Here is a 25089-nt window from a genome sequence, read left to right on the forward strand (position 1 = left end):
TTTCAAGGAGAAGACATGAGTTCTACGCAACGATATACCAAAGTTGCTGTTATTTTGCATTGGCTGATTGCATTGGCCATCGCCGGGATGTTTGCACTGGGGTGGTATATGACCGGGCTGCCGAAAGATGGCCCCAAAGAAACGCAATTCGATTTATTTGGCTGGGGCATCTACACCTGGCAGATGGATGAGCCGGGCAGTGCGCGCACCCTGTATTTCAATTTGCACAAATCGCTAGGCTTTACTTTGCTGTGGTTGGTGGTATTCCGCCTGTTCTGGCGTGTAAGCCATACGCCGCCTGCTATGCTGAGTAGCTATCCTACTTTTGAACGCAAATTAGCGACTGCTGCCCATCATTTTCTGTATGTGTTGATGGTGGCGATGCCGTTGAGTGGCGTGTTAATGACGCTGTATAGTAAATATGGATTGAAGTGGTTCGGGCTGGAGGTTTTTGGTGGCCTGGATAATGCGGATCTGCGGGATATTTTCAAAGACTCGCATGAGTTGTTTGCGACTATCCTGCTGGCGGTGATTGCCCTGCATATCGTCGGCGCACTCAAGCATTACTTTATTGATAAGGATAAAACGTTGTCGCGTATGACACTCAAGTAATCTTTACCTCATAAAAAAATCCCGCTCATTGTGTAGCGGGATTTTTTTAGATTGTTTTTTAATTCAGCATTTTATTGATGATATTGCGGGCTAAGCTTGCGCACGGTTTCCAGCATACAGGCTGCATGCTCGGGCGGGGTCCACTGCGTAATGCCGTGGCCCAGGTTGAATACATGTCCATGCCCATGACCATAACTGGCCAGGATGCTAGCCACTTCTTTTTCAATCGCTACCGGTGAGCTCAATAAAATCGCCGGATCCATATTGCCCTGTAATGCGACTTTATCACCCACACGCTGGCGGGCGTTGCCCACATCCATGCTCCAGTCCAGGCCAAGGGCATCTGCACCAATGGCTGCCTGGGCTTCAAGCCACAAGCCGCCGCCTTTGGTGAATACTATACAAGGTACTTGTCGGCCTTCTGCGGTTTTCGTCAGGCCATCGACAATCTTCTGCATATAGTTGAGTGAAAATTCTGTGTAGGCATTGTGCGAAAGTGCGCCGCCCCATGAGTCAAAAATCATCACAGCCTGTGCGCCAGCCGCAATCTGGGCATTCAGGTACTGGATCACCGTTTGTGCGGTGATTTCCAGAATCCGGTGCAACAGTTCCGGCCTGGCATACCCCATTTTCTTGGTATTCAAAAAGTCCGTACCACCTTTGCCTTCGACCATATAAGTCGCCAGTGTCCACGGGCTGCCGGAAAATCCGATCAGCGGCACGCGGCCATTGAGTGCCTTGCGGATGCTGCTTACGGCATCAAACACATATTGCAACTTGGACATATCCGGAATTTCAAGCTTGAGGATATCGGCTTCGGCCTGCAAGGTGCGCTCAAACTTAGGACCTTCACCTTCCTCAAAATACAGCCCCAACCCCATGGCATCCGGTACGGTCAGGATGTCACTGAATAAAATGGCTGCATCCAGTTGTGGATACCTATCCAGCGGTTGCAGGGTGACTTCAGTAGCAAATGAAGGGCTTTGGCACAACTGCATAAAGCTGCCTGCTGTTTTGCGGCTTTCACGGTACTCAGGCAGGTAGCGTCCGGCCTGGCGCATCATCCACACTGGGGTATATTCAGTTGGCTGGCGCATGAGTGCGCGTAAAAAAGTATCGTTTTGCAGTTGGCTCATAGGGATCACAGGGTCCTGATTCAAATTAAACTCACCAATCTTTTAAGTCTGAATAGCGAGTGATTTGATCGTCAAAAAATCAAAATAGCATTATAAAGTGCACAGTCATTTTTCACCGGAAAGAATGCTGTTTTTTTGCGTTAGCACAAATAAAAACGCCGATGAGATCGACCCATCGGCGTTGAGTGATTTTTGTCAGCGATTAACGAGGCAGGGTTGAGCTTCCCATCAGGAAAGCATCCACTTCGCGCGCACACTGGCGGCCTTCGCGTATAGCCCATACTACCAATGATTGGCCGCGGCGAATGTCACCAGCAGCAAATACTTTATCTTTACTGGTTTTGTAGCAACCTTCGCCATCTGTAGTAGCTTTGGCATTGCCGCGGTTATCTTTTTCTACGCCGAAAGCATCCAGCACCTTCTGGATAGGGGAAACAAAGCCCATCGCCAAAAATACCAGGTCAGCCTTGATCGTGAATTCAGTGCCTGGCACCTCGATCATTTTGCCGTCTTTCCACTCTACGCGAGCGCCTTTAAGTGCGGTCAGTTTGCCGTTTTCGCCTATCAGTGCTTTGGTAGTGATAGACCAGTCGCGGTTAGCGCCTTCTTCGTGAGAGCTGGAAGTACGCATTTTGAGCGGCCAGTTTGGCCACACCATGAGTTTGTTTTCTTTTTCCGGTGGTTGCGGCATTAATTCGAATTGCGTAACGCTGGCTGCGCCATGGCGATTGGATGTGCCGACACAGTCGGAACCGGTATCACCGCCACCGATGACAACCACGTGTTTGCCAGTCGCTTTGATCTGGTCAGGCACATGGTCACCTGCCACCATTTTATTGTTAGGGGTCAGGAAATCCATGGCGAAATGCACGCCATCCAGCTCACGGCCAGTCACTGGCAGGTCACGAGGTAGCTCTGCACCACCAGCCAATATGACAGCGTCGTAATCGCGCTCCAGATCAGCGGCGCTGACATTTTCGCCTACGTATTGATTCACCTTGAAGGTCACGCCTTCGGCTTCCATCTGGGTGATACGACGGTCAATGCCGGATTTGTCCAGTTTAAAGTCAGGAATGCCATAACGTAATAAGCCACCGATGCGGTCATTTTTTTCGTATACGGTGACGCTGTGACCGGCACGGGCCAGTTGCTGTGCTGCCGCCAGGCCCGCAGGGCCAGAGCCGACAATCGCGATACTCTTGCCTGTTTTATTCGGATTGATTTCCGGGGTAACCCAGCCATTCTCCCAGGCTTTGTCGATAATCGCATGTTCAATCGATTTAATGCCTACCGGGTCATTATTGATGTTTAGCGTACAAGCAGCCTCACATGGTGCAGGGCAGATACGGCCGGTAAAATCCGGGAAATTATTGGTGGAATGCAGCACATCAATCGCATTGCGCCAGTCCTGGTGATATACCAGGTCATTCCAGTCAGGAATAATGTTATTGATCGGACAGCCGGTAGTACAGAACGGGATGCCGCAGTCCATGCAGCGTGCACCTTGTTGTTTGGCCTGGTCGTCTGTCAAATGCAGAACAAACTCTTTGTAGTTTTTGACGCGTTGCGGAACCGGTAGATTGTCTTCTGCCAGTCGGTCAAACTCCATAAAACCTGTGACTTTACCCATGTGAAATTATCTCTTCCCTATTGCGCCGGTCAGGCACAACCTTAACAAGACCCCGCGCAGACGCGGGGCATTCAATAACAACAACTATTAAGCCGCTTGTTTGGCCGAGGCCGCAGCCATTTCTGTTAGCACGCGTTTATATTCGTTCGGGAACACCTTGACGAATTTTGCGCGTTCAGCTGGCCAGTCAGCCAGGATATCTTTGGCACGTGGACTGCCGGTCAATGCTGCATGCTGCTCGATCAAGCCTTTCAGAATCACTTCATCAGGCTGACCCATATGCTGCACTTTACCGACATCGGCTTCAGCAGCTTCTACTTTTTCCAATGACACCATGCTCATATTGCAGCGCTTGGAGAATTGGCCATCGACATCATAAATATAAGCAATACCGCCGCTCATACCCGCAGCAAAGTTCTGGCCGGTTTGACCCAGCACCACCACAGTACCGCCGGTCATGTATTCACAACCGTGGTTGCCTACGCCTTCAATCACCGCAGTCGCACCTGAGTTACGTACACCGAAACGTTCGCCAGCCACACCACTCAAAAAGCTTTCACCGGTGGTTGCACCGTACATCACAGTGTTACCAACAATGATGTTCTCGTAAGACAGGCCACGGAAGGTGGTTGGTGGTTTGATAATGATGCGACCACCGCACAGGCCTTTACCAACGTAGTCATTGCCTTCACCAGTCAACTCAAAGGTGATACCTTTAGCCAGGAAGGCTGCAAAGCTCTGGCCTGACGTACCAGTAAAGTTAACGTGGATGGTGTCATGTGGCAAGCCATCATTACCGTAGCGGCGCGCTACCTCATGCGACAGCATGGTACCGGCAGTACGGTTGGTATTCATGATCGGCAGGTCCAGGGTGACTTTTTCACCTTTTTCCAGGGCCGCTTGCGATAAGGCAATCAGTTGGTTATCCAGCGCTTTGGCAATACCATGGTCTTGAATATCATTATTTTTGCGTGATACGCTGGCTGGCATGTCCGGCAGATGGAAAATCTTGCTGAAGTCCAGGCCATTGATTTTCCAGTGCTCGATACCGGCTTTCATATCCAGTAAGTCCGCACGACCAATCAGGTCTTCAAATCTGGCGATACCAATGCTCGCCATCAACTCACGCAATTCTTCAGCTACAAAGAAGAAGTAGTTCACCACGTGTTCTGGCTGGCCGGTGAATTTCTTGCGCAATTCAGGGTCTTGTGTCGCCACACCGACCGGGCAGGTGTTCAAATGACACTTGCGCATCATGATACAGCCTTCAACCACCAGTGGCGCGGTGGCAAAACCAAACTCATCCGCACCCAGCAAGGCACCAATCAACACGTCACGGCCAGTTTTCATCTGGCCATCGACTTGTAACACAATACGGCCACGCAACTGGTTCAATACCAGCGTCTGCTGTGTTTCAGCCAGGCCCAGCTCCCAAGGCGTGCCTGCATGTTTAACTGAGGATAATGGTGATGCACCAGTACCACCGTCATGACCGGCAACCACGATATGGTCAGATTTGGCTTTTGCCACACCTGCGGCAACGGTACCAATCCCGGTTTCAGACACCAGTTTCACCGAGATAGAGGCTTGTGGATTGGCATTTTTGAGATCGTGAATCAGCTGCGCCAGGTCTTCAATCGAGTAAATATCATGGTGCGGTGGTGGTGAGATCAAACCCACGCCCGGCACGGAGAAGCGCAGTTTCGCGATATATGGCGAAACTTTATGGCCAGGTAATTGGCCGCCCTCACCAGGCTTGGCACCTTGTGCCATCTTGATCTGGATCTGGTCAGCACTACTCAGGTATTCAGCAGTCACACCAAAGCGGCCGGAAGCCACTTGTTTGATGCGTGAGCGCATGGAGTCGCCAGCTTTAAGCGGCACATCGGCTTCAACCAGTTCGCTGCCCAGTACTTTGGCAATGCTGGAATCGGTTTGCACCGGGATAAAGCGCTTAACGTCTTCCCCACCTTCGCCAGTATTGGATTTGCCGCCAATGCGGTTCATCGCCACCGCTAAAGTCGCGTGTGCTTCTGTAGAGATAGAGCCCAGTGACATTGCTCCGGTGGCGAAGCGTTTAACGATCTCTTTCGCAGATTCAACCTGGTCCAGTGGAATGGCTGCCGCAGCCGGTTTGATTTCAAACAAGCCACGCAATGTCATATGACGGCGGCTTTGATCGTTGATCAGCGCTGCGTATTCTTTATAAGTATCATATTGGCCGGTACGGGTGGCACTTTGCAATTTGCTGATGGATTGCGGTGTCCACAAGTGCTCTTCACCACGCACGCGGAAGGCATATTCGCCACCAGCTTCGAGTGCGTTGGATAAGGTGGGGTCATTGCCGAATGCCTGATCATGCATACGCATGGTTTCTTCAGCCACTTGCTCCAGGCCTATACCTTCGATCTGGCTGACTGTGCCGGTGAAGTAATCATTCACAAACTGGCTGTTCAAGCCAATCGCTTCAAAAATCTGCGCGCCGCAGTAAGACTGATAGGTAGAAATACCCATTTTGGACATGACTTTATACAAGCCTTTGCCCACTGCTTTCACAAAGTTCTTGCCAGCTTTTTCTACATCGCCAGTCATGCTCTTCATGGTTTCATACACCAGCCATGGGCATACTGCTTCAGCACCGTAACCGGCTAATAAGGCAAAGTGATGCACTTCACGTGCAGAGCCGGTATCAATCACCAGGCCAGTGCTGGTACGTAACCCTGCTTTCACCAAAAACTCATGGGTTGCAGAACAGGCCAGCAAGGCAGGAATCGCAACACGCGTAGCTGATACCGTGCGGTCTGACAGGATCAATATGTTGTAACCATCATGCACCGCTTTTTCAGCCTGGTCATGCAGCGTGTCCAGCGCCTGTTTCATGCCATCTTTACCCAAGGCTACATCGTAAGTCAGGTCCAAGACGATAGATCTGAACTGGCCTTTGGTTAAAGTATCAATTTGCTTGAGTTTTTCCAGGCCATCTAAACTCAATACGGGCTGGCTACCTTCCAGACGCAATGGCGGGTTGGTTTCATCCACAGCCAGCAGGTTAGGTTTAGGACCAATAAAGGTGACCAGTGACATCACCAGTTCTTCACGAATCGGGTCAATTGGCGGGTTGGTGACCTGTGCAAACAACTGTTTGAAGTAGTTGTACAGGGTTTTTGCCTTATTGGATAACACTGGCAAAGCCGCGTCGTTACCCATGGAGCCAGCGCCTTCTTCACCGTTGTCCAGCATCGGTTGCAGAACAAACTTGAGGTCTTCCTGTGAGTACCCAAATGCTTGTTGTGTATCTAACAGGCTTGCCTGCAATGCGACTTCACCGGAACCAACATCAGGCAATTCAGCCACGTGGAAACGGGTTTGCTCAATCCACTGGCGGTAAGGTTTAGCTTGTGCCAGCTCTTTTTTGACTTCTTCGTCATCGATGATGCGGCCTTGTTCCATGTCGATCAACAACATTTTTCCAGGCTGCAGACGCCATTTCTTGACGATTTTTTCTTGCGGGAAAGTGATCACGCCCATTTCAGATGCCATCATTACGATGTCATCTTCAGTCACCAGGTAACGCGCTGGACGCAGGCCGTTACGGTCTAATGTCGCACCAATCATTTTGCCGTCGGTAAACGCAACTGCGGCCGGCCCATCCCATGGTTCCATAATGGCCGCATGGTATTCGTAGAATGCACGACGGTCTTCGTCCATCAGTGGATTGTTGTTCCAGGCTTCCGGAATCAGCATCATCATCGCGTGTGGCAGGCTGTAACCACCGGCAACCAGCAATTCAAGACAGTTGTCGAAGCAGGCTGAATCAGACTGGCCTTCAACAATCAGAGGCCACAGTTTTTCCAGGTCTTCACCCAGTACTACAGATTTAATCGTTTCATGACGGGCAGTCATCCAGTTGACGTTGCCTTGCACGGTATTGATTTCGCCATTGTGCGCAATCATTCTGAATGGATGCGCTAGGTCCCAGGCCGGGAAAGTGTTAGTGGAGAAACGTTGGTGCACCAGCGCCAATGCTGACACAACGCGAGCGTCTTTCAGGTCTTTGTAGTAGACGCCTACCTCATTCGCCAGCAACATGCCTTTGTAGACAATCGTGCGCGAAGAGAAAGAAGGCATGTAGAACTGAGCGTTATCCTGTAAGGCAAGTGCGCGAATCGCGTGCTCGATACGTTTACGGATCACAAAACATTTACGCTCAAAAGCATTGTTGTCAGCCACTGTGCTGGCAATAAATACCTGACGCATGGCTGGCTCAACAGCACGCGCTGCATCAGCAATATTGCTGTTATCGACTGGCACATCGCGCCAGCCTAAGAGTGTCTGGTTTTCTTCTGCAATAATCTGCGCAAAAATGGCTTCGCATTTAGCACGATTAGCTGCATTTTGTGGCAAGAAGGCTTGACCCACTGCGTATTGGCCAGCCGCCGGCAGAGTCATGCCCAGTTTGGTGGCTTCCTCACGCATAAAAGTATCTGGCATTTGCATCAACAGACCAGCGCCATCACCCAGTTTCGGGTCGTAGCCCGTTGCCCCGCGGTGGGTCAGGTTGTCAAGGAGTTGCAAGCCTTTGGCAACAATGTCATGACTCTTTTGGCCTTTAATGTGGGCAACAAAGCCCACACCACAGCTATCTTTCTCATGACGTCTGTCATATAAACCCTGCGATTGCGGGGCTAAACCGAGCTGGCGATCCAGGGTGGTTGCGGAATCTTGAGAAACACTCATCAGGTTGTTGTCGGGCTGCATATCCATTGCCAGATTCTTCACTTACAAAACATTTGGAGGAACCTTCAATGATACCGTTAAAGTTTAGCAATTTCAATCGTTTAGCCTGCGTTAAATAACGCATGCATGTATTTTTAATTCGCAGTTGAGAATGATTTTCATTTGTTTAATGTTGTGGGTGAAAATCCAGCCAAGTATCCAAAATTAGTGGCTAATTAGCAGCGGAAAATTGATCAGAACTATTCTAACTAATTAAGACTTTACTTCTTTCCGTTCATCTGGTTAAGCTTTTAAGAACATCAAGATTTTATAAATAGAAGATATGACTTTTACAGCCTACCAACTAAATTATTTGGGAAAGTTTCCCCATTACTTTTAGTTGGTAGATATGTTTAGCCCCGCATTCAAGCGGGGCTATCAATATTTTGAAAAGCTTTCTTAACTACTTAATTCAATAAACACAAGAGCAGTTACAAAGCCGCAAACGCTTTTTCTGCGGCGGTGATTGTTTCCGCAATATCCTGATCAGTATGCGCAGCAGAGACAAAGCCCGCTTCAAAAGCTGAAGGCCCCAGGTAAATACCGCTGTCCAGCATGCTATGGAAGAATTTATTAAATGCATTTTTATCGGATTGCATGATTTCGGCGAAACTGGTGGGGTTGTTTTCGCTGAAATACAGCCCAAACATGCCGCCTACATTTTGTGCGTTGAAGGTAATGCCGGCTTTCTTGGCCGCAGCTTTAAAGCCTTCCATCAACTTGGCAGTTTGTGCTGTCAGTGTTTCATAAAAGCCTGATGCCTGGACCAGTTTCAAGGTAGCCAAGCCAGCGCTGACGGCTACCGGATTGCCTGATAATGTGCCTGCCTGGTAAACCGGGCCTAACGGTGCCAGTACGCTCATGATATCTCTGCGACCGCCAAAAGCGCCTACAGGCAAACCGCCGCCAATCACTTTGCCTAATGTGGTCATGTCCGGTGTGATGTTATACAAAGCCTGTGCGCCACCCAGGGCTACCCGGAAGCCAGTCATTACTTCATCAAAAATCAGTACCGTGCCATGCTGAGTACACAGGTCGCGTAGCGTTTGCAAGAACTCCTGATACGGCACAATCAGGTTCATGTTACCAACGACAGGTTCCAGGATCACACAGGCAATCTCATCGCCAATGCTGGCAAAAGTGTCTTTCAACATTTGAGTATTGTTGTAATCCAGCGTCAGCGTGTGCGCCGCAACTTCGGCAGGCACGCCAGCTGAGCTTGGTTCGCCAAAGGTCAGCAAGCCGGAACCAGCTTTCACTAATAAAGCATCGGCATGGCCGTGGTAACAGCCTTCAAACTTGATGATTTTATTGCGTTTGGTAAAACCGCGTGCCACGCGGATGGCACTCATGGTGGCTTCAGTGCCGCTACTTACCAGGCGTACTTGTTCCATGCTGGGCACTAACTTATTAATTAACTCGGCCATTTCCAGCTCAAGGCCGGTAGGTGCGCCAAAACTCAGGCTGTTGGCAGCCGCCTGCTGAACGGCAGCGACCACTTCCGGATGCGCGTGACCCAGAATCATCGGTCCCCAGGAATTGATGTAATCGATATATTCCTTGCCATCGGCATCCCATAATCTGGAACCCACGCCTTTTTTAAAGAAAATCGGCGTGCCACCAACACTGCGGAAAGCGCGGACTGGCGAATTAACGCCACCCGGGATCAGTTTTTGGGATTGTTCAAACAGTTGCTGATTGCGAGAAGTCATAAGCCTGAGGGTATCAAAACATCAAAGACGTTATTCTATCAGAGGCATGTAGCCTGATGGCATATATGGCGCTAGCGATTCTCTTGCAGGCGTTGCTGCAAATCAGCAAACGCCTGTGCATCCAATTGCCGGATGTGATTTTCGGCATCAGCTAATTTCTCAGTTTGTTGCTTCTGTTGCGCGAGGATGGCTAAACCGATCCAGGCATCGATATGTGCCGGTTGTAGTGCTACTGATTGTTGATAGGCCTGCTGGGCAGCGTCGAGTTGCCCTTGTCCATGAAGCGCACTTGCCAGGTAAAAAGCTGCCTCCGCCGAGCCAGGCTGCTGGCTGAGCCAGGCGCGCGAAACGGCTTCCAATTCTTTCCAGTCACTGTTTTGGTAAGGTTGCACCACTTGCATCCAGTAAGGGCGCTCAAGCGGTGGTAAATCCCAGAACGGCGTGCCGTCCGGAACAGGCGTTGATACACTATCTTTCTGCATCAACGCTTGCACCCACTCGACCGGGATACTGTAAAAATAAGCGCGCTTTCCCGGACTTTTAAACGTGCTGAGGGATACCAGTTCACCCGCCTGGTTAAAAGTCGGGCTACCGCTGGAGCCCATCACAAAAGCGGCATCGGTGCGCACAACAGTGCCGGCATCAAAAGGGTATAGGGCCCGTACTTTCCCGGCAATGGTTTGTGGTTTGGGCGGCCCGCCGGGAAAGCCTATGGTGAAGACTTCATCCCCATAATGCAGAGAGGTTGCCGAGGCCAGTTTGACTGGCACCAACTCAAGGTATTGGAACTTAAGCAAACAGGCGTCATGCGCCCAATCTGCCACCATGCCAACCGGGCTGATACTCTCGCCAAATTTTGAAATGCTGATGCCGTTGCTGTTTGCCAGCACATGGCAATTGGTGGCGACAGTGTCTTTAGCGACCACCACGCCAGTGCCGACGCCATGACCGCCTGTTTGTGTAATCACATGCACTTTTACGATGGATGCTTTTAACTTGTACACCAGTTCACGGTCTGGCTCTGCAAACGCAACATGTATAGAACATAACAATGTGAGTGCGATAAAGCCTTGAAACAGAGTGCGCATGCTAACTCCTTGTGACCGTTTTGCTAGGTAATAATGAGACTAATTTAAAGCGAAAAAATGCAAAAAAATCTGCGACTAGCCATTAATACAGTGAAAAGCCAGCGAAACAGCGCTAGAATAGCCGATATTTTTGATTGTTGAAGGATAGTTATGCTGATTACAAGCGAAATCGTTGATTTGGACACGCCGACCGGGGTGATGCGCACCTATGTTCACCGTCCAAAGCAGGATGGTAAAGTGCCTGCGGTTTTGTTTTATTCGGAAATTTTCCAGCAAACCGGCCCCATCGAACGTGCCGCGCGTTTTTTAGCCAGTCACGGTTACGCGGTATTAGTACCGGAAGTATTTCATGAGTTGAACCCGATTGGCACCGTGCTTGGGTATGATGATGCCGGTCGCGATAAGGGTAACGCGGATAAGTTTGCTAAAGACGTGCAGGCTTACGACACTGATAACCGCGCCATGATTGAGTTCCTGAATGCGCAGCCATGGTATAGCGGTAAGTTGGGCGCAGCCGGTTTCTGCATAGGTGGTCATCTGGCATTCCGCGCAGCTTTGCAACCTGAAGTGAAAGCGACCGCTTGTTTCTACGCGACCGATCTGCATACCAACCTTATCCCGAATAAACCTGGCCAGCACAGCATGGAGCGTGTGAACGAGATTAAGGGTGAATTGCTGATGATCTGGGGTAAACAAGATCCCCATATTCCTGGCGATAAGCGTGCTGAGTTATATAACCGCTTCGCTAACATACCCGGTTTGAACTACACCTGGCATGAAGTCAACGGGCAACATGCCTTTATGCGTGATGAGGGTGAACGATATGATGCGCAGGTGGCTGGTATCGGTTATCAGCTGGCTCTGCACTTGTTGGGCAACGCATTAAAATAATTCATTGGGTTGAGCGATAAATGACTGTTGTTAAGGTTGGTTTTTCAGCAAGCATTGAACGTTCAATTGCACTACGAAGTCCAAGCACAGGCCAAAAGCCTGTGCTTTTTTTTAACCAAATCAAAAATTTAAGAGACTGATATGACCACAAAGAATGCTGACATCGGCCTGGTGGGCCTCGCAGTGATGGGCCAAAACCTGGCCCTGAACATTGCCGACCACGGTTACACCATCGCGGTATACAACCGCGACCCGAAAAAAATGCTGAATTTTATTGAGGAATGCAAAGCTAATGAGCCCTCGCATGAACGCGTGGTTGGTCATGCCGACCTGGCTTCCTTTGTATTGAGTATCAAGCGTCCGCGTAAAATTGTATTGCTGGTAAAAGCCGGCAGTGCTACCGATGTCACCATCAATGCGTTGCTGCCATTCCTCGAGCAGGGCGACATTATTATCGATGGCGGTAATGCATTGTGGACGGACACGATCCGTCGTGAAAAAGAGTTGGCCGCCAAAGGCATTGAGTTCATTGGTTCCGGTGTTTCCGGCGGTGAAACCGGTGCCCGTTTTGGTCCTTCATTGATGCCATCCGGCACACGCAAGGCATGGTCCAGCCTGGAGCCGATCTGGCGTGATATCGCTGCCAAGGTAGACCCGGTCACCGGCACGCCGATGGAAGGTGGCGAGCCAGGCAAGCCTGTAGAAGGCGGTTTCTCCTGTGCGGAATATATTGGCCCTGACGGTGCCGGTCACTACGTTAAAATGGTGCACAACGGGATCGAATACATCGATATGCAGTTGATCTGCGAAGCTTACTGGCTCATGAAAAACCTGTTGGGCATGCCAGCAGATGAAATCGGTAAAGTATTTGCCGAGTGGAACAAGGGCGAGCTGTCCAGCTTCCTGATTGAAATCACGGCAGATATCCTCCAACAAAGAGACCCGGGTGGCAAAGGCTTCCTGGTAGACCAGATTCTGGATACCGCGGGTCAGAAAGGTACCGGTCAGTGGACTGCTGCCAACGCCTTGGAGCTGGGTGCGCCAGCTAACGCGATTGCCGCCGCAGTATACGCGCGTGCATTATCCAGCCTGAAGGAAGAGCGGGTTGAAGCTAGCCGCATTCTGAAAGGGCCAGAGATCGTAAAAGAAACCGACAAGCCATCCATTATTGAAGCGATTAAGAATGCTTTGTATTGCTCCAAAATTTGCGCGTATGCACAAGGTTTCCAGCTGATTGATAAAGCGCAAGTGGCTTACAACTGGAAACTCAACTTCGGTGAGATTGCCCAGATCTGGCGTGGTGGTTGTATCATCCGCGCGCGCTTCCTGCAAAAAATCACTGATGCGTATGCATTGAATTCACGCCTTAAAAACCTGATGCTGGATCCGTACTTCACGAATGCCATGAATGAAGGCCAGGCAGGCTGGCGTAAAGTGATTGCGCTGGCAGTGACCAATGGTATTCCGGCACAAGGCTTTGCTGCAGCGCTGGCTTATTACGATGGCTACAGAAGTGCTGATTTGCCTGCTAACCTGTTACAAGGCCAACGTGACTTTTTTGGCGCACATACTTATGAGCGTAAGGATCATCCGCGTGGTCAATTCTTCCACCTTGACTGGCCAGAAAAAGGGCGTCCTGAGCTGGTGATTGAGTAGTTTCCGGTGATTTAAATCACTGATGTGTGGATGCCACTTCGGCATCTGCGCATGGGTCAGGCAAAAAATAAAAAGATGGCTAGATGCCATCTTTTTTGTCTTTTATCTGCTAGCAGCAAAAAAGCGAAAACAGTGCAACTTCACTATTCAATCATTTATTTCGCTTGGCACAAATAAAATGTGATCCTACCAGGATCATGGTCGAGCGTGGTGTGAAGCTTTAAACGCAATCGCAACTGGATTCCAGAAAACGATGTAACTCGAGAATGGCTTTTTTGTGTTCCTGCGCTTTGAGTGAAGCTTTTGAAGCGATCACATCGGCTGCAGTGTTTAAGCCTGGGGAATAAATTTCATCGGTTAAAAAATGAACAGATGAAGCTGGTTGATAAGACTCTACAATTTGCATTTCAATTTTCCTTTTGGGATTCAATATTTCCAGTACGACATAACGAATTTTGTTCGTCGTGTCTGTGGCGACAAAATTAACAAAAAGTTCCTGATTGAGCAAAGGGTTAAACGTCAAAGTGCCCAATTTGGTCCAATTGTGATGCTGTATTTGCGCCGCTACAACATCAAAGCAAACATGATGCCATGTTTGATTTGAGTTAACGCGCAGCCATCACCATTGGATGACAACTTAACCAGCGCTTAAAAACTAAAAGCCAAATGCGTCAATATTTCGTAAAATAACGGCTGGATAAATACAAAATGAAGAGCGGGATGCAAATTCTTGTCAATGGTAAAGCCATGCAGTTGCCATCAGAAGCGATGACGGTGATGGCGCTGGTTGAACATATGCAGTTAACCGGCAAACGTATTGCCGTCGAACGCAACGGGGATATCGTGCCACGCAGCCAGTTTCATGCAGTGCAACTGCAAGGCAATGACAAGCTGGAAATTGTTGGCGCTGTCGGCGGTGGCTAAATAAGGCAGCTGGTTAAATCGCCTGCAACCAAAATAGCTATTTGCTAATCCTAAATTTACAGAAATTAAGATTTTGAGAATAAATACATGAGTGATGCATTAGTCATTGCCGGAAAAAGTTATGAATCCCGCCTGCTGGTGGGTACCGGTAAATATAAAGATTTTGCGGAAACCCGCGCGGCGATTGATGCCAGCGGTACTGAAATTGTAACTGTTGCCATCCGCCGCACCAATATCGGCCAGAATGCCAATGAGCCTTCATTACTGGACTATCTGCCACCTGCCGAATTTACTTATCTGCCGAACACGGCAGGCTGTTATAGTGCTGATGATGCTATACGTACACTGCGCCTGGCCCGTGAACTGCTTGATGACCACCGCTTGGTCAAGCTGGAAGTGCTCGGTGACCCGAATACTTTATATCCGAACGTGACAGAAACCATTGCCGCTGCCAAAGTATTGGTCAAAGAGGGATTTGAGGTGATGGTATACACCTCGGATGATCCGATCATTGCCAGACAGCTGGAAGAGATTGGCTGTGTTGCAGTGATGCCATTAGCCTCGCTGATCGGTTCTGGCATGGGGATTTTAAACCCATGGAATTTGCAAATCATTATTGAGAGCGCCAAGATTCCTGTGCTGGTGGATGCTGGTGTAGGCTGTGCCTCGGATGCTGCGATTGCCATGGAGTTGGGCTGTGCCGGAGTGCTCATGAATACCGCGATTGCAGCAGCGCGTGACCCGGTATTGATGGCAGGTGCCATGAAAAAAGCGGTTGAGGCAGGACGTGAATCATTCCTGGCCGGGCGGATGGCGAAAAAACTATATTCTGCGAGTCCCAGCTCTCCCACTACAGGCATGATTGGTTAAATATGGCGGATAGCGAACTATATGCGTGCGAAGTGACGGTGGTTACCGAATACCTGCACGATCAATCCTCACCCGAAGCCGGGCAGTATGTCTATGCCTATACCATCACTATCCGCAATACCGGGAAAACGCCCGCGCAATTGATTAGCCGGCATTGGGTGATTACCGATGCCATGCAGCAGGTGCGCGAAGTCAAAGGGTTGGGAGTGATCGGCGAGCAGCCTTTATTGGCGCCCGATGCCGAATACAAATACACCAGCAGCGTGATGTTCAGCACGCCGAGTGGCGAAATGTACGGTACTTACCAGATGGTGGCGGTGGATGGTCACTGGTTTGAGGTGGATATCCCGACTTTCTGGCTGCATCAGGCGGCAGGTTTACATTAAGGCTGACGCTAATCTCACAGGTAAGCTAGTCATGAAAATATTCAAGTGAAATTAATTGATTTGTTTGTAACAAGAAAAATCAGCGCTAGTAAATCAGGTCTGCTGTTGATATCCGTTTTGATGGTTTTTGGCCTGGCTGGTTGCCAGTCGGCTGCGCCGGTCCCTCCCAAAAAACCTGCATCCAAACCACCGGTGAGTACGACGGTTGAAAAGCCTGACGTGGCAACACAAGGCAGCCGTCCGGCCCCAACTTCACCTTATGCATTATTAACGCCGGTGAACTGGTCAGCGATGCCTGGCGTGGAAAGCGATAACTGGGTTGCCAGTTGGGCGGCCTGGTTGCAAAGCTGCCAGGGTTTAAAGAAGAAACCTGACTGGCAAGCCGTATGTGCTGCGGCACCTACGGTCAAAAGTGATGATGCCAATGCGATCAAGGCTTACTGGCAGCAGTATTTTAATGTCTATGCCACCCAGCAAGCCGATGGCGCCCAGCAGGGGATGATTACAGGCTATTATCAGCCGGTATTAAAAGGTGCTAAAGCGGCCAGTGAGCGTTATCCTTTCCCATTGTATAAAGTGCCAGCAGACCTGATTACGGTCAATCTGTCGAATCTGTTCCCTGAGCTTAAATACAAGCGCGTGCGCGGCCGTGTGCAAGGGCAAACCCTGGTGCCTTATTACACCCGTACTGAAATTGAGCAGCTACAATCGCCATTATTGGGTAATGAATTACTATGGGTGAATGACGCAGTAGAGGCATTTTTCCTGCAAGTACAAGGCTCAGGCATTGTCGAGCTTGAAAGTGGCGAGCGTATCCCGGTGGGCTATGCAGATCAGAACGGACACCCTTACCAGTCTATTGGTAGATTGCTGGTCGAGCGCGGTGAACTCACTGCCAGTGAAGCCTCCATGCAAGGCATTAAAGTCTGGGGACAGCAGCATCCTGACCAGTTACAGGGTTTGCTGAATGCCAATCCCAGCTATGTGTTTTTTAAATTATTGCCCACAGGCTTGTCAGGTCCGCTAGGTGCGCTGGGCGTGCCATTAACAGCGGCGCGTAGTATTGCTGTAGATCCGTTCTATATTCCATTAGGGGCGCCGGTATATATGGCAACCACTTATCCTTACCCGGATTCAGATACTCCTCTGCAACAATTGATGGTGGCACAGGATACCGGAGGCGCAATCAAGGGTGGCGTACGTGCCGATATCTATTGGGGTGACGGCGAAGCTGCCGGCAAGCTGGCAGGCGCCATGCGCCAGCAAGGGCAGTTATGGGTGTGGTTGCCTAAGACCTTTAAGCTGCCCCAGCAGTGACCTGCATGCGACGCGTCTATCATTGCAATGACGCCGGTTGGCAGTCGAAACTGAGTGCCACAAGCACCTTGCGTCCGTGGTTGCAAGAACGCGGTTCATTAACTGCCAAACTAAAACGACAGTATGCCGATTTTTCTGTACAGTTGTTACAGGAGGTGTGGTGCAAACCACATGCCGATGAGAGGCGGTTGTTGCAACTGGCAGCCGACACACAAGCCTGGATTCGTGAAGTGTGGTTAATGGGCAACGGGCAACCGCGCGTGTTTGCACATAGTGTGATTGCTCGTAAAGATTTGCGAGGCCCATGGTATGGGTTGCGCAAAATGGGGCGATCACCCTTAGGCGCCGCTTTGTTTGCTAATCCCAGGGTTGAGCGAGGCGCATTGCATTTCCGCAAACTATCTTCTGCGCACCCTCTTCACAAAACAGTATCAAAAAACTTCACGTTGCAGACAAACCAGCCGCTATGGGCGCGACGATCCTTGTTTTGCCTGCGACGCCATCATTTACTGGTCACCGAAGTGTTTCTGCCTGCCTCATTAATTAATAGTGATGATGGATTAAAAAAATAATGTTGTCGTTTGCCAAATGGAATGCCTACTATCGCCTGACCCGGTTGGATAAACCCATCGGTATCTGGTTATTGATGTGGCCAACTTTATGGGGTTTGCTGATTGCCGGTCAAGGGCAGACTGATTTACATGTGGTGGCTGTCTTCGTTTTGGGCACCGTCCTTATGCGTTCGTCGGGTTGCGCACTCAATGATATTGCGGACCGGCATTGGGACGGCGCTGTGGCACGGACCCAGGCAAGGCCATTGGCAACCGGCGAAATTTCAGTCAAGGAAGCTTACCTGGTCGCCATGATTCTTGCGCTCATCGCTTTTGCCCTGGTATGCACGCTGGGCTGGCAAGTGGTGCTATGGTCAGTGCCCGCTTTATTTCTTGCTATCAGTTATCCCTACACCAAGCGTTTCCTGGCGATTCCGCAGGCTTATCTGGGGCTGGCATTTGGTTTTGGTATTCCGATGACGTTTGTTGCTTTAAAAGGGCAGGTGCCGGCTGTGGCATGGTGGTTATTAATGGCGAATGTATTCTGGTCTGTCGCGTATGACACGGCTTATGCCATGGTGGACCGTGAAGATGACCTCAAGATTGGTATTCGCTCGTCAGCGATTACTTTTGGGAGCTTTGATGTCTTGGCTATCATGAGCTGTTTTGCGGCGATGATGGTGATTCTGGCTGCTGTCGCAGATAAAGCAGGTCTCGGATGGCCATTCTGGCTCGGCTGGGGGCTGGCGCTATTATTGATTGCACGACAGTATCCACTGATCAGAAAGCGTGACCGGCAGAAATGCTTCAAGGCTTTTCTGGATAATGTGTGGATAGGCGCAGCTTTGACTGCAGGCATTGCATTCGCTTACTGGCTAGGCTGATTTTCGTGCAGTTAGAGTGTCATCCAGTTCAAAGGTGAAATCAGTCCAATATTGAAAAGGCGTCTGGTCTACTGGCGCCAGCACGAAAATATCCCCTGATAGTTTTTGCAGTTCCCGCAAATTGTCTCTCATGGTTTCCGCATCGGAACTGGCTTTTGAAGCTGGTTGTGTGGTTGGCAGGTTCTGGGTCTGGCAGGCTACGTCTTTAAGCATCATCAGCTCTTCAAAGACGCTACGTTCAAACCCCATGCGTGGAACCAGGCGTGTGTTATATACCAGATCGTCTATCAGTGAAATCACTTGTGGTGTACCCCAGGTCTGTTGCAGGGCCTTCATGATACGCGGGTAAGATTCGAGCCCTTGCTGCTTAAGGTCAGGACTGCGCTCCACACTCAGGTTGAAATGTTTTCTGCAATCGCCTGCAACAATATCAAACTCCTGCTGTTTGCCTTCTTTTGATAACAGGTCGAGTAAATATAACCACATCCAGGGTGAGCATTTCGGGTGTCGGGCCAGATGTTGCTGTAAATGCTCAATCGCCTGGTTGATGCGGCCATGGGTAAATAAACGCGAGGCACCCTGCATCACTGCGTTGGTGCTTTGCTGCGAACTGACATTCTGCGGGCCGCGAATCGGCGATACCGCATCATCATTAGCATGTGCGGCAACAGATTGAAATCTGCTCGTCACCTGGCTGGTTTGCTGATAAGGCGGCTGTATATGGGATGTTGCCTGCTGATGGTCGCTGCCTTGATTGCTTTTCGCATGTTGGGCGGTGGCAGGGATATCTAGAGGTTGGCTCTGCCCGGATTGTGCAGGTTTGCTAACGTTTTCTTTATTTATTTCACGCGCTTTGGCTGTTTTAGGAATTGCTGCATTTCGACGCAGCCAATCTGCGAAGAAATAACCGCTGATGATTAATCCAAGGCTAAGTGTCAACACCAATGTGCGCAACAGGTGATTTTCGTTTTGTAGCTGGTTTAGTTGATTTTTTAATGCTATTAATACATTTGCCTGGGCTAAATTGCTGGTATAGAGCGTGTCAGATTTCGTCTGTAACTGTTTAAAATCGGCCTGAAGTGCATCAATTTGAAGCTGCAATGCATTGTAAGTATCCAGTGGAACGTCAGGAGATATCACAGTCGGCGGTGCAATTATCCCTGTCTGCACAGGCACTGTGCCAGCAATGGGATCATCTGCATTAGCAGGCAGCACAGGTATTACCGGAGGTGATGCTGAGTGAGTGGAAACAGGCGGTGAAACGACAGTACTATTATCAGCCTGGATGCTTAAGGTTTGGCTGCTATGCTGGCAACTATCAATCAGGGTGAGTTTTAGCGGGAGGGAAATCGCGCTATTTGACCACAGCATAATCAAGCCTTGTTGATTACTCATGGTCGTATATTCAAGTTGAATAGGGTCAGCCGAAGGAGGTTGTTGCAGCGTGAAGCAGCTGATATCTGTACTGGATTGCGCGTTAAATATTCGGAGTTGTGCGAAAAAAGGTTGCTCAAGCCCAGATTCTATACTGAGTGTTTGGATCTCGGCGGCGTTTGAAGCGTTAGCCAAAGCGAGAAAAAATAAAGAGATAAGTCGCAACCGATGAAAAGCTGCGAGACGTCCGCTTTGTTTATGCGTGTTGCAAAAAAGCATGATGCAAATAGTTAGTTTTTTTGAATTGAAGCTTGCACAGAAACACAATGAATGGCCTAATATATCACTTGACTGTACAAACCCCTAAATATGAAGGGGAATTAAGCATTAAAGTATGTTTATTTTCGGTTAATTTGCATAATTAACATGAGAAAAAACAATGGTGGCTGAATGCATGTGCGAAACATCGCAATCTATCGTATGCCGTCAATTCTTTTTCGGATTAATTCGTTGACAAGCTTTCTCAAGCTGGCTTATAATCCGCCCTCTTAATTTACACGCTATAACTCGGTAGTTATAAAATGAAAACATTTTCAGCAAAATCGCATGAAGTACAACGTGATTGGTTCGTGATCGACGCCACAGATTTAGTCTTGGGTCGTTTGGCCAGTGCAATTGCTCACCGCCTGCGTGGTAAGCATAAAGCTATTTACACACCACACGTGGACACCGGTGACTATATCGTTGTCGTCAATGCAGACAAAATTAAAGTGACTGGCAACAAGGCTGGTGGCAAATTGTATCACCGCCACTCCGGTTACCCAGGTGGTATCACAACAACTACATTCTCTAAAATGCAGGACCGTTTCCCAGGTCGTGCATTGGAAAAAGCAGTAAAAGGCATGTTACCAAAAGGTCCTTTGGGCTATGCCATGATCAAGAAAATGAAAGTGTATGCTGGTGACAAGCACGAGCACATTGCTCAGCAACCGCAAACATTAACCATCTAAAATACAGACGATTAGGATAAAGCATGATCGGTAAATACAACTATGGCACCGGCCGCCGCAAAAGCTCAGTGGCGCGTGTGTTCATTAAGTCCGGTAGTGGCAACATCGTAGTGAACGACAAGCCAGTTGACGTTTATTTCTCACGCGAAACTTCTCGCATGATTTTGCGTCAACCACTGGAATTAACAAATAACACGGCTACATTTGACATTTTAGTGAATGTGCATGGCGGTGGTGAGTCCGGTCAAGCTGGTGCTGTGCGTCACGGCATTACCCGTGCATTGATCGACTACGATACAGCGTTAAAGAGCGCCCTGTCTCACGCCGGTTTCGTAACACGCGATGCTCGTGAAGTTGAACGTAAAAAAGTCGGCCTGCGCAAAGCACGTCGTCGGAAGCAGTTCTCCAAACGTTAATTTCACGTTTGTTACAAGAGAGTTGTGCAAAAAGGTCGCATTGGCGGCCTTTTTCATTTATTGTTTTATTTTTCTCTACATGAATCGCAAGTTTGGTTGAAGTCTATGGAAAAGATCAAAGTCGGCATTGTCGGTGGCACCGGATATACAGGTGTGGAGTTATTGCGTTTGCTTGCACGGCATCCACAGGCGCAATTGCAGGTCATTACCTCACGTGGTGACGCTGGCTTGCCAGTGGCTGATATGTTTCCAAGTTTGCGTGGCGTCGTCGATTTGGCTTTCAGTGATCCAGCAACCATTGATTTAACCCAATGCGATGTCGTATTTTTTGCCACGCCGCATGGCGTGGCAATGAGCCAGGCGCCCGAACTAGTTGCTGCCGGTGTGAAGGTGATTGATCTGGCGGCGGACTTCCGGCTGCAAGATGCAGCAGAGTTCGAAAAATGGTACAAACTGCCGCATAGTTGCACCGATATATTGAAACAGGCGGTCTATGGCCTGCCGGAGTTGTATTCAGATGAGGTCGCACAGGCGCAAGTGATCGGTAATCCAGGCTGCTATCCAACGACCGTTTTACTAGGCTTGGCACCTTTACTCGAAAATGGCTGGATAGATTTTTCATCCCCGATTATTGCAGATGCTAAATCTGGTGTGTCGGGTGCCGGCAGGAAAGCCGAAGTCAGCACTTTATTCTCTGAAGCCAGTGATAACATGAGAGCGTACGGTGTTGCCGGGCATCGCCATCACCCCGAAATTCTGGCGCAATTGAAGAAACTCTCGGGCAACAATGCGGTCAACTTCATCTTTGTACCTCATCTGATTCCGATGATTCGTGGTATGTTGACTACTCTGCATGTGAAAGTGAATGCCGAGGGCACCAAACAAGCATTACAACAAATATATGAGCAGCATTATAGCGATGATTACTTTGTCGATGTCATGCCTGCAGGCGCTTTGCCTGAAACCCGTTCAGTACGTGGCTCTAATTTTTTACGGATAGCTTTATATCCGCAGGATAATGATTATGTGACAATCGTTGTCGTGCAAGATAATCTGGTGAAAGGCGCATCAGGCCAGGCAGTTCAGAATATGAATATCATGTTTGGATTGGCATCAGATACAGGTTTGCAAGTGTTGCCATTATTGCCATAATGATACGACCTATACGCAGAAGACTCAGAAACCATTTTGGATTGACAGCCAAGCAAGTTGCAGTACGTTCACACCGGCCTTGGTATTTCCAGGGCACATTGGCTGTGATCAACTTGCTGCTTGGCTTTGCATTGGCTTACTGGGCATTGCATGATGACAATAGTGAGTATGTTCGCGAGCGCTTGCGCCAGGTAACGTCGGAAAATATTGAGTTTCAGAAAAAGTTAATTGCCTCGCAGCGTGAGTTGCAGGTAGAGCTGGCTACCAGCAATAATCTTGCAAAAACACTGACGGCGCAGCAGGATGAAAACATTAAACTGAAAGAAGAATTGGTATTTTACAAAAAAATAACCAAGCGCTAAGTTTGAGCATAATGTTGCTTGTATGAGCTTTTAGAAGTGAGCAAGCATTCAAAATAATTGATTCGGAACAGGAAATGCCATGTTTTTCAAAAAAAGCGTTCATATCGACAGCCATATTGATACATTGGTCGGTCACGAGACACAAATACAAGGCAATATGCACTTCGCTGGTGGTTTGCGTGTAGATGGTCAGATAGCCGGAAACCTGATTGAGAAACGAGAGCACCCCAGCACGCTTATTATCAGTGAGAATGGTGCTGTTACCGGGGCAGTCGAAGCTTCAAAGATTGTATTGAACGGGATTATCCGCGGGCCGGTGAAGTCCTCAGTATTTATAGAATTGCAAAGCAAGGCACGTATTGTGGGTGATTTGTATTACAAGTCCCTTGAAATGCATACCGGTGCAGTAATCGAAGGCAAGTTGATTTATCTCGGTGAGCAGCCACCTGAAGTGGCTGTGCCCGAATTGACTTGAAATAGTTTATTTCGCCACCATATTGTTTTTAGAGTTTGACAGGAGTCTATGATGACCGCAGAAGCTTTGATTGATATTGAAATGCCAACCCCTTTGGTATTCACCGACAATGCAGCCAAAAAAGTGAAAGAACTGATTGATGAGGAAGGCTCGCCTGACCTGAAGCTGCGTGTATTTGTTAGCGGTGGTGGTTGTTCCGGCTTCCAATACGGCTTTACCTTTGAAGAAGAGGTGAATGACGACGACACGCAAGTGGATAAAGATGGCGTCACCTTGCTGATTGATCCGATGAGCCTGCAATATCTGGCAGGCGCTGAAATTGATTACACTGATAGCCTTCAAGGTTCCCAGTTCGTGATCCGTAACCCGAATGCGACGACGACTTGTGGTTGTGGTAGCTCTTTCTCGGTTTGACCTAGGCATTGCGCAACAAAAAACGCCGGTATTTCCGGCGTTTTTTGTTTTTCAGCAAGCTTAAAAATCAGCGTTGATGCAGGGGTATAAATTCGCGGCGTGTTTCACCTACGTAGAGTTGACGTGGGCGGCCGATTTTCTGTTCCGGATCCGCATTCATCTCACACCATTGTGAAATCCAGCCGGCTGTACGGGCCAATGCAAAAATCGCGGTGAACATGGAGTTAGGAATCCCCATCGCGCGCATGACGATACCGCTATAAAAATCGACGTTAGGATACAGTTTGCGGGAAACGAAGTATTCGTCTTCCAATGCAATTTTCTCCAGCTCCATCGCCAGTTTGAACATGGGGTCATCCTGTAACCCTAATTCATTCAATACCTCATGGCAGGTTTTTCGCATGATAGAAGCACGCGGATCCATATTGCGGTAGATACGATGGCCGAAACCCATGAGGCGGAAGCTGTCGGTCTTATCTTTGGCACGATTGATAAACTCACCAATACGGCTGATGTCACCCATTTCTTCCAGCATGTTCAGCGTAGCTTCGTTGGCGCCGCCGTGTGAAGGGCCCCACAACGAGGCAATCCCGGCCGCGATACACGCAAATGGATTGGCGCCACTGGAGCCGACCAGACGCACGGTAGAGGTGGAAGCATTTTGTTCGTGATCTGCATGCAGGATCAGAATACGATCAAACGCGCGTGCCAGGATTGGATTGGGCACATATTCTTCACAGGGCGTGGCAAACATCATGTGCATAAAGTTTTCGGCGTAGCCCAGATTGTTCTTGGGGTACATAAAAGGCTGGCCGATATTGTATTTATAGCTCCAGGCTGCGATGGTCGGCACTTTTGCCAGCAGGCGCATCGCAGCGCGTTTGCGTGATTCCGGGTTGGTCACATCATTGTTATCCGGGTAAAAGGCTGCCATTGCACCGACGACGGCAATCATCACAGCCATTGGGTGAGCATCGCGCCTGAATCCGCGGAATACATTGCTCATCTGGTCGTGCAGCATGCTGTTCTTGCGGATGGCACCGACATATTCTTCACTTTGGGTGGCATTTGGCAACTCACCATGCAGCAACAAGTGAGAGACTTCCAGGAAGTCACAGTTCTCAGCCAGGGTTTCGATAGGGTAACCACGGTAGTACAACAGGCCTTCTTCGCCATCAATGAACGTGATGCCTGAATCACACGCCGCCGTAGACATAAACCCAGGGTCATAAGTAAAAATCCCATGTTTGCCCAGGCTGCGGATATCGATGACATCGGTACCTAGCGAACCTTTCAGGATCGGGAGTTCTATTGCGGGGGTGTCGTTATCAAAAGAAATGGTCGCTTTGGTTGCCATAACATACTCAAAATGGATAGACGGGGATTAAGGTTAAATTATACGCAATCAACTCTTAAAAAAACGTACTTGGCGGGAGATTGGCAGTGAAAACAC

23 protein-coding genes are annotated in these 25089 nt (G+C 49.2%); 15 read left to right on the plus strand and 8 right to left on the minus strand.

The window, feature by feature from the left end; genetic code table 11:
• The first annotated feature begins 15 nt into the window (after window positions 1-15).
• Window positions 16-612, plus strand: a complete 597-nt coding sequence (locus tag VK958_RS00615) for a cytochrome b (RefSeq protein ID WP_325238321.1) — start codon at window positions 16-18, stop codon at window positions 610-612.
• A 71-nt stretch (window positions 613-683) separates the two neighbouring features.
• On the opposite strand, the gene hemE is transcribed toward VK958_RS00615, so the two are convergent.
• The 5 genes from hemE to VK958_RS00640 all read right to left on the minus strand — a co-directional run bounded on the left by hemE (window position 684) and on the right by VK958_RS00640 (window position 10954).
• On the minus strand, window positions 684-1748 hold the full coding sequence (gene hemE / locus VK958_RS00620; RefSeq protein WP_325238322.1) for a uroporphyrinogen decarboxylase: 1065 nt from the start codon (window positions 1746-1748) through the stop codon (window positions 684-686).
• Window positions 1749-1950: 202 nt separating this feature from the next.
• Complete coding sequence (locus tag VK958_RS00625; protein ID WP_325238323.1) at window positions 1951-3378, minus strand: glutamate synthase subunit beta; 1428 nt, start codon at window positions 3376-3378, stop codon at window positions 1951-1953.
• 87 nt (window positions 3379-3465) lie between these two features.
• Window positions 3466-8115 (minus strand): glutamate synthase-related protein, encoded by a 4650-nt coding sequence (locus tag VK958_RS00630; RefSeq protein ID WP_325238348.1) that lies wholly within the window; start codon window positions 8113-8115, stop codon window positions 3466-3468.
• 470 nt (window positions 8116-8585) lie between these two features.
• On the minus strand, window positions 8586-9866 hold the full coding sequence (hemL, locus tag VK958_RS00635; RefSeq protein WP_325238324.1) for a glutamate-1-semialdehyde 2,1-aminomutase: 1281 nt from the start codon (window positions 9864-9866) through the stop codon (window positions 8586-8588).
• A gap of 71 nt (window positions 9867-9937) precedes the next feature.
• Window positions 9938-10954 (minus strand): S1 family peptidase, encoded by a 1017-nt coding sequence (locus tag VK958_RS00640; RefSeq protein WP_325238325.1) that lies wholly within the window; start codon window positions 10952-10954, stop codon window positions 9938-9940.
• A gap of 150 nt (window positions 10955-11104) precedes the next feature.
• Between VK958_RS00640 and VK958_RS00645 the strand changes: the two genes are divergently transcribed.
• Together VK958_RS00645 and gndA are read left to right on the plus strand one after the other, a co-directional pair.
• Entirely contained in the window at window positions 11105-11845 is a 741-nt protein-coding gene (locus tag VK958_RS00645) for a dienelactone hydrolase family protein (RefSeq protein ID WP_055828890.1), read from the plus strand.
• Between the two features lie 141 nt (window positions 11846-11986).
• Window positions 11987-13501 (plus strand): NADP-dependent phosphogluconate dehydrogenase, encoded by a 1515-nt coding sequence (gndA, locus tag VK958_RS00650; protein WP_325238326.1) that lies wholly within the window; start codon window positions 11987-11989, stop codon window positions 13499-13501.
• Between the two features lie 220 nt (window positions 13502-13721).
• Here the strand turns inward: gndA and VK958_RS00655 are convergent, their stop codons facing one another.
• Complete coding sequence (locus VK958_RS00655; protein WP_325238327.1) at window positions 13722-13907, minus strand: hypothetical protein; 186 nt, start codon at window positions 13905-13907, stop codon at window positions 13722-13724.
• 314 nt (window positions 13908-14221) lie between these two features.
• Here VK958_RS00655 and thiS point away from each other — a divergent pair, with 314 nt between their 5' ends.
• The 6 genes from thiS (at window position 14222) to ubiA (ending at window position 18433) form a co-directional block, all read left to right on the plus strand.
• Window positions 14222-14425, plus strand: coding sequence for a sulfur carrier protein ThiS (gene thiS, locus VK958_RS00660; protein WP_325238328.1), 204 nt, complete (start codon window positions 14222-14224; stop codon window positions 14423-14425).
• Between the two features lie 87 nt (window positions 14426-14512).
• A complete protein-coding gene (locus VK958_RS00665) occupies window positions 14513-15295 on the plus strand; it encodes a thiazole synthase (protein WP_325238329.1) in 783 nt (260 codons plus the stop codon).
• Window positions 15296-15297: 2 nt separating this feature from the next.
• The gene (gene apaG / locus VK958_RS00670) at window positions 15298-15681 is read left to right on the plus strand and encodes a Co2+/Mg2+ efflux protein ApaG (RefSeq protein WP_325238330.1); all 384 of its coding nucleotides are present in this window, start codon (window positions 15298-15300) and stop codon (window positions 15679-15681) included.
• A 120-nt stretch (window positions 15682-15801) separates the two neighbouring features.
• Window positions 15802-16998 (plus strand): murein transglycosylase A, encoded by a 1197-nt coding sequence (gene mltA, locus VK958_RS00675; protein WP_414683820.1) that lies wholly within the window; start codon window positions 15802-15804, stop codon window positions 16996-16998.
• A 5-nt stretch (window positions 16999-17003) separates the two neighbouring features.
• Window positions 17004-17570, plus strand: coding sequence for a chorismate--pyruvate lyase family protein (locus VK958_RS00680; RefSeq protein WP_325238332.1), 567 nt, complete (start codon window positions 17004-17006; stop codon window positions 17568-17570).
• Window positions 17570-18433, plus strand: a complete 864-nt coding sequence (gene ubiA, locus VK958_RS00685) for a 4-hydroxybenzoate octaprenyltransferase (protein ID WP_325238333.1) — start codon at window positions 17570-17572, stop codon at window positions 18431-18433. Before VK958_RS00680 ends, ubiA begins: the two co-directional genes overlap by 1 nt.
• Here the strand turns inward: ubiA and VK958_RS00690 are convergent.
• Window positions 18425-19828, minus strand: coding sequence for a tetratricopeptide repeat protein (locus tag VK958_RS00690; RefSeq protein WP_325238334.1), 1404 nt, complete (start codon window positions 19826-19828; stop codon window positions 18425-18427). The two genes, ubiA and VK958_RS00690, sit on opposite strands and share 9 nt — an antisense overlap.
• Window positions 19829-20388: 560 nt before the next feature.
• Here VK958_RS00690 and rplM point away from each other — a divergent pair.
• The 6 genes from rplM to erpA all read left to right on the plus strand — a co-directional run bounded on the left by rplM (window position 20389) and on the right by erpA (window position 23636).
• Complete coding sequence (rplM, locus tag VK958_RS00695; RefSeq protein WP_055828872.1) at window positions 20389-20817, plus strand: 50S ribosomal protein L13; 429 nt, start codon at window positions 20389-20391, stop codon at window positions 20815-20817.
• 23 nt (window positions 20818-20840) lie between these two features.
• Complete coding sequence (gene rpsI, locus VK958_RS00700) at window positions 20841-21233, plus strand: 30S ribosomal protein S9 (protein WP_055828869.1); 393 nt, start codon at window positions 20841-20843, stop codon at window positions 21231-21233.
• A 105-nt stretch (window positions 21234-21338) separates the two neighbouring features.
• Window positions 21339-22385, plus strand: coding sequence for an N-acetyl-gamma-glutamyl-phosphate reductase (gene argC, locus VK958_RS00705; RefSeq protein WP_325238335.1), 1047 nt, complete (start codon window positions 21339-21341; stop codon window positions 22383-22385).
• 41 nt (window positions 22386-22426) lie between these two features.
• A complete protein-coding gene (locus VK958_RS00710) occupies window positions 22427-22747 on the plus strand; it encodes a hypothetical protein (RefSeq protein WP_325238336.1) in 321 nt (106 codons plus the stop codon).
• A 79-nt stretch (window positions 22748-22826) separates the two neighbouring features.
• A complete protein-coding gene (locus tag VK958_RS00715; protein WP_325238337.1) occupies window positions 22827-23222 on the plus strand; it encodes a bactofilin family protein in 396 nt (131 codons plus the stop codon).
• 51 nt (window positions 23223-23273) lie between these two features.
• On the plus strand, window positions 23274-23636 hold the full coding sequence (gene erpA, locus VK958_RS00720; protein ID WP_325238349.1) for an iron-sulfur cluster insertion protein ErpA: 363 nt from the start codon (window positions 23274-23276) through the stop codon (window positions 23634-23636).
• A 67-nt stretch (window positions 23637-23703) separates the two neighbouring features.
• On the opposite strand, the gene gltA is transcribed toward erpA, so the two are convergent.
• A complete protein-coding gene (gltA, locus tag VK958_RS00725) occupies window positions 23704-24993 on the minus strand; it encodes a citrate synthase (RefSeq protein WP_325238338.1) in 1290 nt (429 codons plus the stop codon).
• Window positions 24994-25089: the final 96 nt, after the last annotated feature.

The organism is Methylophilus sp., from assembly GCF_035460085.1.
Classification (GTDB): Bacteria; Pseudomonadota; Gammaproteobacteria; order Burkholderiales; family Methylophilaceae; genus Methylophilus.

Excerpts from the sequence above, each read along its gene's own strand:
- VK958_RS00615 (WP_325238321.1), top strand. The coding sequence starts at position 16 with ATGAGTTCTACGCAACGATATACCAAAGTTGCTGTTATTTTGCATTGG.
- hemE (WP_325238322.1), bottom strand. The coding sequence starts at position 1,748 with ATGAGCCAACTGCAAAACGATACTTTTTTACGCGCACTCATGCGCCAG.
- VK958_RS00625 (WP_325238323.1), bottom strand. The coding sequence starts at position 3,378 with ATGGGTAAAGTCACAGGTTTTATGGAGTTTGACCGACTGGCAGAAGAC.
- VK958_RS00630 (WP_325238348.1), bottom strand. The coding sequence starts at position 8,115 with ATGAGTGTTTCTCAAGATTCCGCAACCACCCTGGATCGCCAGCTCGGT.
- hemL (WP_325238324.1), bottom strand. The coding sequence starts at position 9,866 with ATGACTTCTCGCAATCAGCAACTGTTTGAACAATCCCAAAAACTGATC.
- VK958_RS00640 (WP_325238325.1), bottom strand. The coding sequence starts at position 10,954 with ATGCGCACTCTGTTTCAAGGCTTTATCGCACTCACATTGTTATGTTCT.
- VK958_RS00645 (WP_055828890.1), top strand. The coding sequence starts at position 11,105 with ATGCTGATTACAAGCGAAATCGTTGATTTGGACACGCCGACCGGGGTG.
- gndA (WP_325238326.1), top strand. The coding sequence starts at position 11,987 with ATGACCACAAAGAATGCTGACATCGGCCTGGTGGGCCTCGCAGTGATG.
- VK958_RS00655 (WP_325238327.1), bottom strand. The coding sequence starts at position 13,907 with ATGCAAATTGTAGAGTCTTATCAACCAGCTTCATCTGTTCATTTTTTA.
- thiS (WP_325238328.1), top strand. The coding sequence starts at position 14,222 with ATGCAAATTCTTGTCAATGGTAAAGCCATGCAGTTGCCATCAGAAGCG.
- VK958_RS00665 (WP_325238329.1), top strand. The coding sequence starts at position 14,513 with ATGAGTGATGCATTAGTCATTGCCGGAAAAAGTTATGAATCCCGCCTG.
- apaG (WP_325238330.1), top strand. The coding sequence starts at position 15,298 with ATGGCGGATAGCGAACTATATGCGTGCGAAGTGACGGTGGTTACCGAA.
- mltA (WP_414683820.1), top strand. The coding sequence starts at position 15,802 with ATGGTTTTTGGCCTGGCTGGTTGCCAGTCGGCTGCGCCGGTCCCTCCC.
- VK958_RS00680 (WP_325238332.1), top strand. The coding sequence starts at position 17,004 with ATGCGACGCGTCTATCATTGCAATGACGCCGGTTGGCAGTCGAAACTG.
- ubiA (WP_325238333.1), top strand. The coding sequence starts at position 17,570 with ATGTTGTCGTTTGCCAAATGGAATGCCTACTATCGCCTGACCCGGTTG.
- VK958_RS00690 (WP_325238334.1), bottom strand. The coding sequence starts at position 19,828 with ATGAGTAATCAACAAGGCTTGATTATGCTGTGGTCAAATAGCGCGATT.
- rplM (WP_055828872.1), top strand. The coding sequence starts at position 20,389 with ATGAAAACATTTTCAGCAAAATCGCATGAAGTACAACGTGATTGGTTC.
- rpsI (WP_055828869.1), top strand. The coding sequence starts at position 20,841 with ATGATCGGTAAATACAACTATGGCACCGGCCGCCGCAAAAGCTCAGTG.
- argC (WP_325238335.1), top strand. The coding sequence starts at position 21,339 with ATGGAAAAGATCAAAGTCGGCATTGTCGGTGGCACCGGATATACAGGT.
- VK958_RS00715 (WP_325238337.1), top strand. The coding sequence starts at position 22,827 with ATGTTTTTCAAAAAAAGCGTTCATATCGACAGCCATATTGATACATTG.
- erpA (WP_325238349.1), top strand. The coding sequence starts at position 23,274 with ATGACCGCAGAAGCTTTGATTGATATTGAAATGCCAACCCCTTTGGTA.
- gltA (WP_325238338.1), bottom strand. The coding sequence starts at position 24,993 with ATGGCAACCAAAGCGACCATTTCTTTTGATAACGACACCCCCGCAATA.